Source organism: Halovenus rubra, assembly GCF_026586665.1.
In the GTDB taxonomy this organism is placed as follows: Archaea; Halobacteriota; Halobacteria; order Halobacteriales; family Haloarculaceae; genus Halovenus; species Halovenus rubra.
Map to the genome: position 1 here is coordinate 22,616 of NZ_JAODIY010000014.1, position 7,056 is coordinate 29,671.

4 protein-coding genes and 2 pseudogenes are annotated in these 7,056 nt (G+C 49.5%); 1 reads left to right on the plus strand and 5 read right to left on the minus strand.

What is annotated here, in order from left to right; all coding sequences use genetic code 11:
• Positions 1-672 precede the first annotated feature (672 nt).
• The 3 genes and pseudogenes from N5098_RS14115 to N5098_RS14125 form a co-directional block, all read right to left on the minus strand.
• Positions 673-924, minus strand: a pseudogene (locus N5098_RS14115) (transposase); the annotation flags it as partial.
• 2 nt (positions 925-926) lie between these two features.
• Positions 927-1,810 (minus strand): IS1595 family transposase gene (locus tag N5098_RS14120; RefSeq protein ID WP_267638533.1). Its coding sequence is split into 2 segments (ribosomal slippage): positions 927-1,348 and positions 1,348-1,810, totalling 885 coding nucleotides; the frame shifts between segments, so codons are not numbered across the junction.
• A gap of 52 nt (positions 1,811-1,862) precedes the next feature.
• Positions 1,863-2,815: pseudogene (locus N5098_RS14125) on the minus strand (IS4 family transposase); the annotation flags it as partial.
• Positions 2,816-3,070: 255 nt separating this feature from the next.
• Here N5098_RS14125 and N5098_RS14130 point away from each other — a divergent pair.
• Entirely contained in the window at positions 3,071-3,748 is a 678-nt protein-coding gene (locus N5098_RS14130; RefSeq protein ID WP_267638534.1) for a hypothetical protein, read from the plus strand.
• 48 nt (positions 3,749-3,796) lie between these two features.
• Here N5098_RS14130 and N5098_RS14135 read toward each other — a convergent pair whose 3' ends face one another.
• Positions 3,797-5,716, minus strand: coding sequence for a hypothetical protein (locus tag N5098_RS14135; RefSeq protein WP_267638535.1), 1,920 nt, complete (start codon positions 5,714-5,716; stop codon positions 3,797-3,799).
• Positions 5,713-6,693: a hypothetical protein gene (locus tag N5098_RS14140; protein WP_267638536.1), complete on the minus strand. Its 981-nt coding sequence runs from the start codon at positions 6,691-6,693 to the stop codon at positions 5,713-5,715. Before N5098_RS14140 ends, N5098_RS14135 begins: the two co-directional genes overlap by 4 nt.
• Positions 6,694-7,056: the final 363 nt, after the last annotated feature.

Consider the following 7,056-nt stretch of genomic DNA (forward strand, 5'->3'; position numbering starts at 1 on the left):
CTGCTTCTGACATTGTCTCTAATTCGCGCTGAATCATGAGCTGAGTTAGTTTCTCGGCGGTCTCTTCGGGGATTGTGATCGNAACAAATCACCAAGACCGGCCTTCCACCCCAAGAATCGTGGTCTCACTCGAGGGTACATAGTGATTTTTGCGTTGGGCAGACTTACATCGAGATACTGATAGCGACGGTCATATATCCTACCCGTCCCAGGTATTGGGAGTAGTAGAGCGAGAGCAGTTCTGCGATTGTCTATACACGGTATTTTGTCACTAAATACGTTGATTGGCGCAACGATGGAGTCGCATACTAGGACAGTACACAGAAACCATCTCTATTCACCCGATCCTCGGCGTTCGCGATGATGGCGATCCAGATATCTCCGAATATCCAGAGGTAACGCACAAGAGTAAGTAAGATGCTGTGAATGTTGTCTCACTCTGATTGTTGAACTTGATTGCTGTCGCGTTTCGAGTTGATAAAGACACCGCGCGGGCGTGAGCAACGAGATCAAACTGAGTCCGCTGTCTGAAAGATACGCGGTGACGAGAAGTCAGCGGATTCGGTTCGAGAGTTCGGTTCGGACAGGTTTTTGCCAGAATTTCGAGTGGTATCTGCTACGCTGACCAGAGCCGCCGCTCACAGCGGCGGCGAACCACCGCCGTGAGAGTGGTTATCCGACCGAGCCGAGCGTGTCGTTCCAGCGCTTCCGTACTTCTCGAATCGCTTGCGGCACGCCACCCCGCATCGGGTGGCGTTGCCGCAGCCACTGGATCAACAACAGTCCAATCAACGCAGAAAACAACTCGAACAGCACGCCGTTGAGCGTTGTCGAGTGGAAGTTCTCACCGTTCAAATATTGCTTCAGCTCCCGAAACAGGATCTCGATCACAGTTCGTAGCGTATAGATGCTGATTACGTCGACGCTCATCCCGATACATTGTAACATAGGAGTTTCTCGAACCAGTCCTCTGGTGAGTTGAGTTTCAGTGCCAAGAAGTCGAGATATTTCTGAAGGTGATGCTTCGAGACGCCTCGGAACCTTCGCAACCAGTTGCGAAGGAAACTGTGCCGGTTTTCGCAGGTGTTGGTGTGAGCGTCGCCAATGACATAGGTATCGGAGTGGGTGACGGCCAGATGGCCGTCCACCCCCTCCTTGTCCTCGATCCCGTCGTAGATTGAGTAATCGTCAGTACAGAGGATGACACTGCCGTCACCGTACTCAGCGATGTCTTCGTCAGCGTCTTCCAGATTCTCGCAAACGAGAAATCGAACTCGTCCGTCGCTCCGACGGACGAGTGTCAGGACTGGTGGTTTGTCTCCCTCGAAGTCTCCGCGTCCCTTTTTTTGAGTCCGCGCTCGCGCGGACTCTCATCTTCGTCTTCGAGTCCTTTCTCACCAGCAGTCACGTAGACCTCGTCGGCTTCACACACTTCGGAAAGCTCGAACTCGTCAATGTCCCCACTCGCTTTCTGAACTTCGTGGACGAAGTCAAGGACGGCTTCGTAATCACGGTCAAGGTCACGAGCGATCTGAGCGGTCAGCTCAGATCGCATCTCCTTGACGATGTAGAACATCTCCTCCAGTTCGAAGCGATGCTGGCCGAAGATGGTGTCTGTGAGGTCGTTGAAGTACGTCTCGCAGTCTTTGCACCAGTACTGCTGCGCGTCTTTGCCCGTGGTTCCGCGCTTGACAACCTCATCACTACCGCAGTGGACACACGTCACCGTCTCGCCGAAACGGGCGAGACGGAGACGTTCAAAGCACCGTTCGCGTGATGGAAGAAAGACATCTGCGGACTCCTCATCCATCGGTGACTGGTTATTGGTTCGTCACCAAAATCGATGTTACGATTTATCGGGATGAGCGTACGTCGATAGGGTCGTACTCTGACGACGCCAGCGTCGTCAGGTACTCAAGTTGCTCTCCGTCCGGCGTTTCAAGCACGACTCGCCGGAACTGTTCTCCTGTGTCGGCGAGTTCGATACGGTCGTCCCGTATCTGCCGTGTTTCATCACCGTCAGTTACCTCAGCGGTCTGGATCTGTTCACAGACATCGTACCGAGCGTCCGATTCTAGCAGTGTGATGAAGTCATCGTCGATGGCTGTGAAGCCGCAAAAGCGCTCGTAGCGTGTGTAGCCACGGTCAAAGACCCAGATTGGCGAGTCGAGGTCTGGAAAGACCTCGACATCGCCGTAGAGATGCTCAAACTGCGGATTTTCGTGAGTTTCACCTTCTGTCACGGTCGCACCGAGCGGATGCTTGTGTTCTCCATCGACACGCGCGGCAAGATGGAGTTTGATGCCGCCATCGGTGGTGTGAATCTCGTAGGATTGCTCGTCGTCTCCGACGAAGTCGTCAGAGACGACGACCGACCGTGTGAGTTCGAGATTCGTCGCGTCGGTCGCAACAACGCCTCGCGTGAGTCGCTGGAGTCGTGTTGGTTGGACGGNTGTGGGGTGTGAAGCAATTCGAACATGGTGCGAACGACCGCGCGGTAGTCGCGGTCGTTCGTGTACCGTGAGAACGTAGAGGCAGCCATCTTCTCGATTTCAGCGGCTGTATCGGTTGTGTCTTCGAGTTCGGCAAGCGAGTCTGAGGGATCGATCCCTTCACGCACGGCGACTTTGAGGTGGTTGTCGAAGTCGTGTTTCTTGCTGTGTTTGCCGATATCGAACTCGTCGGCGATGGACTCGCTGCCGACTGCGTCGAGCAGCGAGTACACTGCGGTCGCAGTTGATTGATCAGAATTGAAGTACGCTGCGTCCGTTCTTCCGGTTGGCGGCCTTTGCTGAGAGTTGGAATTCGCAGCCATCAGGTCGCCATTACCGGCTTCACGCCGGTTTTAAATACTGGAAACGCGACAGCTTGATTGTCCTTCTGCGCAGTCACGATATGAAAATCCATAGCACAATGCGATAGTTACAGGTGGCTGATTTCAGTATTTTCGCCTATGTCTCGGAACCCGATGGAGACTCTTATCGGTCAGTTCTCTCGGTTCTCTGTAGACTCAGATGTACGTCCAAAGGATTGGGAAATGGCCGCTACAGAGTTCGGTGTCAAAGACACCATGCGGAACACCGACCGATTCTACAAAAGCTGGAAGTTCAATGACGACGATCAGCAGTCGAATACAGCTCAGTTTCTCAGAGAAGTGGCAGAGGAGGACAAGGACAAAGCAGTCGGCGTTATGCAGCGGATCTACACCTTGGCCAATACCGGTTCAGACACGCTCAAAAAATACCCAGCCCTGGAAACCCTAGAAAGAGAAGACCCCGGAATAGGAATACAACACTCCACGTTCCGCTCCGAACAGTTTCTCAATATTGACAACGTTCCCGGCGCATTCTATCCAGATCTCGTCGAGGATATCAATCAATGCTACAGTAGCGGAGTCAACGATGCGACTCTCGTATTGACTCGGAAGCTCCTGGAGAACCTGCTTATTGATATTCTTCGAAAGCAGTACGGAAAGCGGGAGATAGATTTGTACTACCTTCCGGAGAATCGTCGGTTCAAGAACTTCAGCAAACTCATCAATAGCTTCGAAAAACATCTGGAAGACTTTCAGCATCTCTCTGGGGGCTTGGACGACAAATTTATCGACGAACTGCACACCTTTAGGCAGGATGCCAATGCAGAGGCCCACTCCATCGAGACTAATATCACTAAAGGTGAGATAGAGGAATACCGTGATCAGGCCCGACACGCCGCCCAAGTCCTTTTCCGCGTCTGGCGAAATGTATAGTCCAATGTGTTGGAGTTTTTAGGAAAGTGTTTGTCCGAGATTTTATCCTTAGATTCCGAATGGATAGGCTATAGCAAAGTGAGTACTAATAGTTACTAGAGACAGAACAGAAACGATCAGAGGTAGATAGTTCGTTGGTATTTTGTCCTTTTCAGTATCATCCCCACCGCCTTCGCCATCGTTATCACCGGAGTTAGAGGAACCTCTCCCCTGGCGGCCCAAATTGAGTCTATGATAGCTGTACTCGTCGGTCTGTGTGTGGGTCCTGTAGGTAATGTAAGAACATGAGAGGAAGAAGACTCCTGAGAATGCGACTTGGATCGTGAAAAACTGGTACTGGAGATTCGCGAAGCAAACAAACACCAACCCTGTTAGCAGTAAAACTGCATGTATCTGTCTGATCTTTCGCCTTGACCATTTTAACCTCTCATCGGCATATGAGAGATACTCATCTTTACGATCTTCTAAATCACCGAAATCAAAGGCCTGTCCTGTGAAATCAGAAATCAGGTCTTTGTATGTTTCGTAGTCCTCTTTACCCTTAGACTTCATCTCCTCCAGCTCCTCTATCCTGCGGTCGATAAGTGGGAAATAGAACAAGAGTATCGCACTCACAACAAATAGAGAGAAGGGGATGACGGTGTCAAAATTGCTCCAGCGGAGAATCAAGAACAGATTCGCGATAATAGCACCCAGGAGAGCGAAAACCAACCGCTGTATCTCATCAGAAAGAGCGGTCGTAGTATCCGAAACTTGTGAGGTGATTTCCGTCATGAAAGCATTAGTGTCACGAACAGCGTCACTCAGTTCGTCAAAATTCTTTTCAATCACCTCACTTTCAATGAACTGGTAGCTCTTCCGAATATCCGCAACCTCATCAATTATATCTGTGATATCATCACAGTTCTGAAGCATACTTCGCCGCCAGAATTCCACAAATTTTGGTCGATCCTCCCTCCGGGCGAACTCTTGGTACAAACCAGCCAAATCTCCCAGTTGTTCTTCTGAAAGGTTTGGGACGAACTCCTCGATATTGACTTCATCCCTATCGATCGTATTAGGGCCATATTCAGCCGAGAACAGAAACGAGGAATTTGATACAGCAACTCGATCGGAGAAGACTGCAAAAACCGAGTAGACGAAAGCTGACCTGAATACCTTCCGTAGAGAGGACGATTCCGCGAAAAGGGTTGGCGTGATAGCTGGTGCTTGATGGAAGTAAGAAGTGTTCTCTCGGGTTGAGGACATCTTGTTCCTATAGGAGTCAAACCGGCTTGAGAGATATTCTGGTGATTCGGAGAGCGTAAACACAGGGAAATGTTCAGTTCCATTCAAATCTATCTCGGTGTTATTACTATGGTGTACCAGTACTGGCATCTCCTCCTCTGAGAACATCCCTGAAGCGTATTCAACGAGACCTCTGCTACCTACCCAATCAACGAGATTCTCAATCTCAAACCAGAACTGGAGGTTCAATCTGTCCGGGTCTACTGACCAATTTGTGGTGCCTGAAATCCAGATATCGAGAATAGCAGATTTATCAATTTGAATTGTAGAATCTACTTCGTAGGACGTATTGGATATCTCTTGAAGGAAATGAACTAATTCGTAGACAACTTCACCCTCTCTCCCGCTATCGGCGTGAGAGTTTATATCTCGACGGTATCTAGCAGCGCGGACATCCGTCTCGTCTTCTAAATACTCAATGGCATCTTGTCTCAGGTCAACTCCAGTACTTGTGATCCGGAATAAGTGTTCACTGAACCCATCCGCATTTATATCGATACTACAGTCCCGGATCACGGAAGTGTAGTTTAAGATATTCGAAAGGACTGCGCCAGTTTCACTCCGTGAAAGCCTATTTGGCTCCAATACTGCGGTTATATTTCGGAATCCTTCCTCGACACAGCCTTTCTGCTGAAGGGGCTGTAAGTGTTGGAGAAAGTAAGCAGCCTCCTCAATATTCATAGATAGTCGCTGAGGGCTTCTGTTAAGTCTTCAAACTCACTCAATTCTGGAAGCTCTTGGCTGGTGCTACCATCACTAGCCTCCACGTCCAGGTCACCGCCGGTGAAAATCACAAAGTAGGTCCCGTCTTTCTCTGCCAGACGGACCCTTTCGTCAGCTAGATCTCCAACATCTACATCCAAAGAAATCCCAGAGATCTCTATATTCAACCGACCGTCTAGAAGGCCCTCATCATCAACACGGTCAGGAAGGTCTGAGAATTCCGAGGACGATTGGACAGCGGCGACGGGACCACTACCATCAGCTACTGATTCAACCAATTCTTCATCTTCTACCTTGGTCTCAGCCAAGTTTATGAACCCTATCCAATAGTCCGCGTATCTCGGCCCTCCACCGCTCTGATAAACCTTAGCCTCTCCTGAATACACTTCCCCAACAGAGTGATCATATCTCGGGTGGATAATTCCTTTGTGGGTTTCTTCTTGAATAACCCGCTGAGCTTCCCTTAGAATGTCTGATGGATCAGTCTGATATGCATCATCAAGGTAAGGTGTTTTGATAATTCCGACAAAGTTCTCTCTATCGTAAGTATAGGGGATGACAAGAATTAGATCCGAACGTGATTGGGTTTCTTCAAGGTACCACTCAGCCAAAGCGCGAGAGTTTTGTTCCAGATTAGTACTCTCCCGTAGTTCTTCAAGTACATCCTTGGTGACGAGTCCATTTTCTCGTTCTGCTTCAACGCTGTCTTTGTATTCGTGGATTCGGGCAGATTTGCTATCGCCATAGTCAGGTGTACTTCTGCGACTTCCAATACTACTATCATCAATCAGATCCTCAATCAGGCTCTGAGAAACCTGTTTGACAGTTTCGTTTTCGTCTTTCTCAATTTCTGAAGAATCAAGAACAGCTAGGCTCACCAACTCATCGTCTTCTTTAATACATCGATAGATAGCAACTCCATTACACTCTACCATAAACCCACTTTGCAAGGTCTATAACATAGAACCTGTGGTACTCATGCTTAAAAAGAGAATTATACCCAGTTATCACACGTTCAATTGGGATCAGCATAACGGAATTCACCGGAGAGACGACTGTATAGTATGAGACACGAACAGAACGTGGGCCGGCGTACGCCGTTGCACAGTTCCTCGATACACTCTCAACGATGGCCCTCTATGTTGACGAGGAGCCCCTCTACGTCGTGGAACCTCCGACGGCAGCCAATTCGATGAGGGTGTCATAGAACTCTTGTCACACCGTGATGATCGTGCTTCCCGGATTATCTCCTCGTTCGTAGTTGGTGATCGCAATAACGAGACGCAGACACAACGACA

Coding starts and splice junctions, on each gene's coding strand:
- N5098_RS14140 (WP_267638536.1), bottom strand. CDS start 6,693: ATGGTAGAGTGTAATGGAGTTGCTATCTATCGATGTATTAAAGAAGAC.
- N5098_RS14135 (WP_267638535.1), bottom strand. CDS start 5,716: ATGAATATTGAGGAGGCTGCTTACTTTCTCCAACACTTACAGCCCCTT.
- N5098_RS14130 (WP_267638534.1), top strand. CDS start 3,071: ATGCGGAACACCGACCGATTCTACAAAAGCTGGAAGTTCAATGACGAC.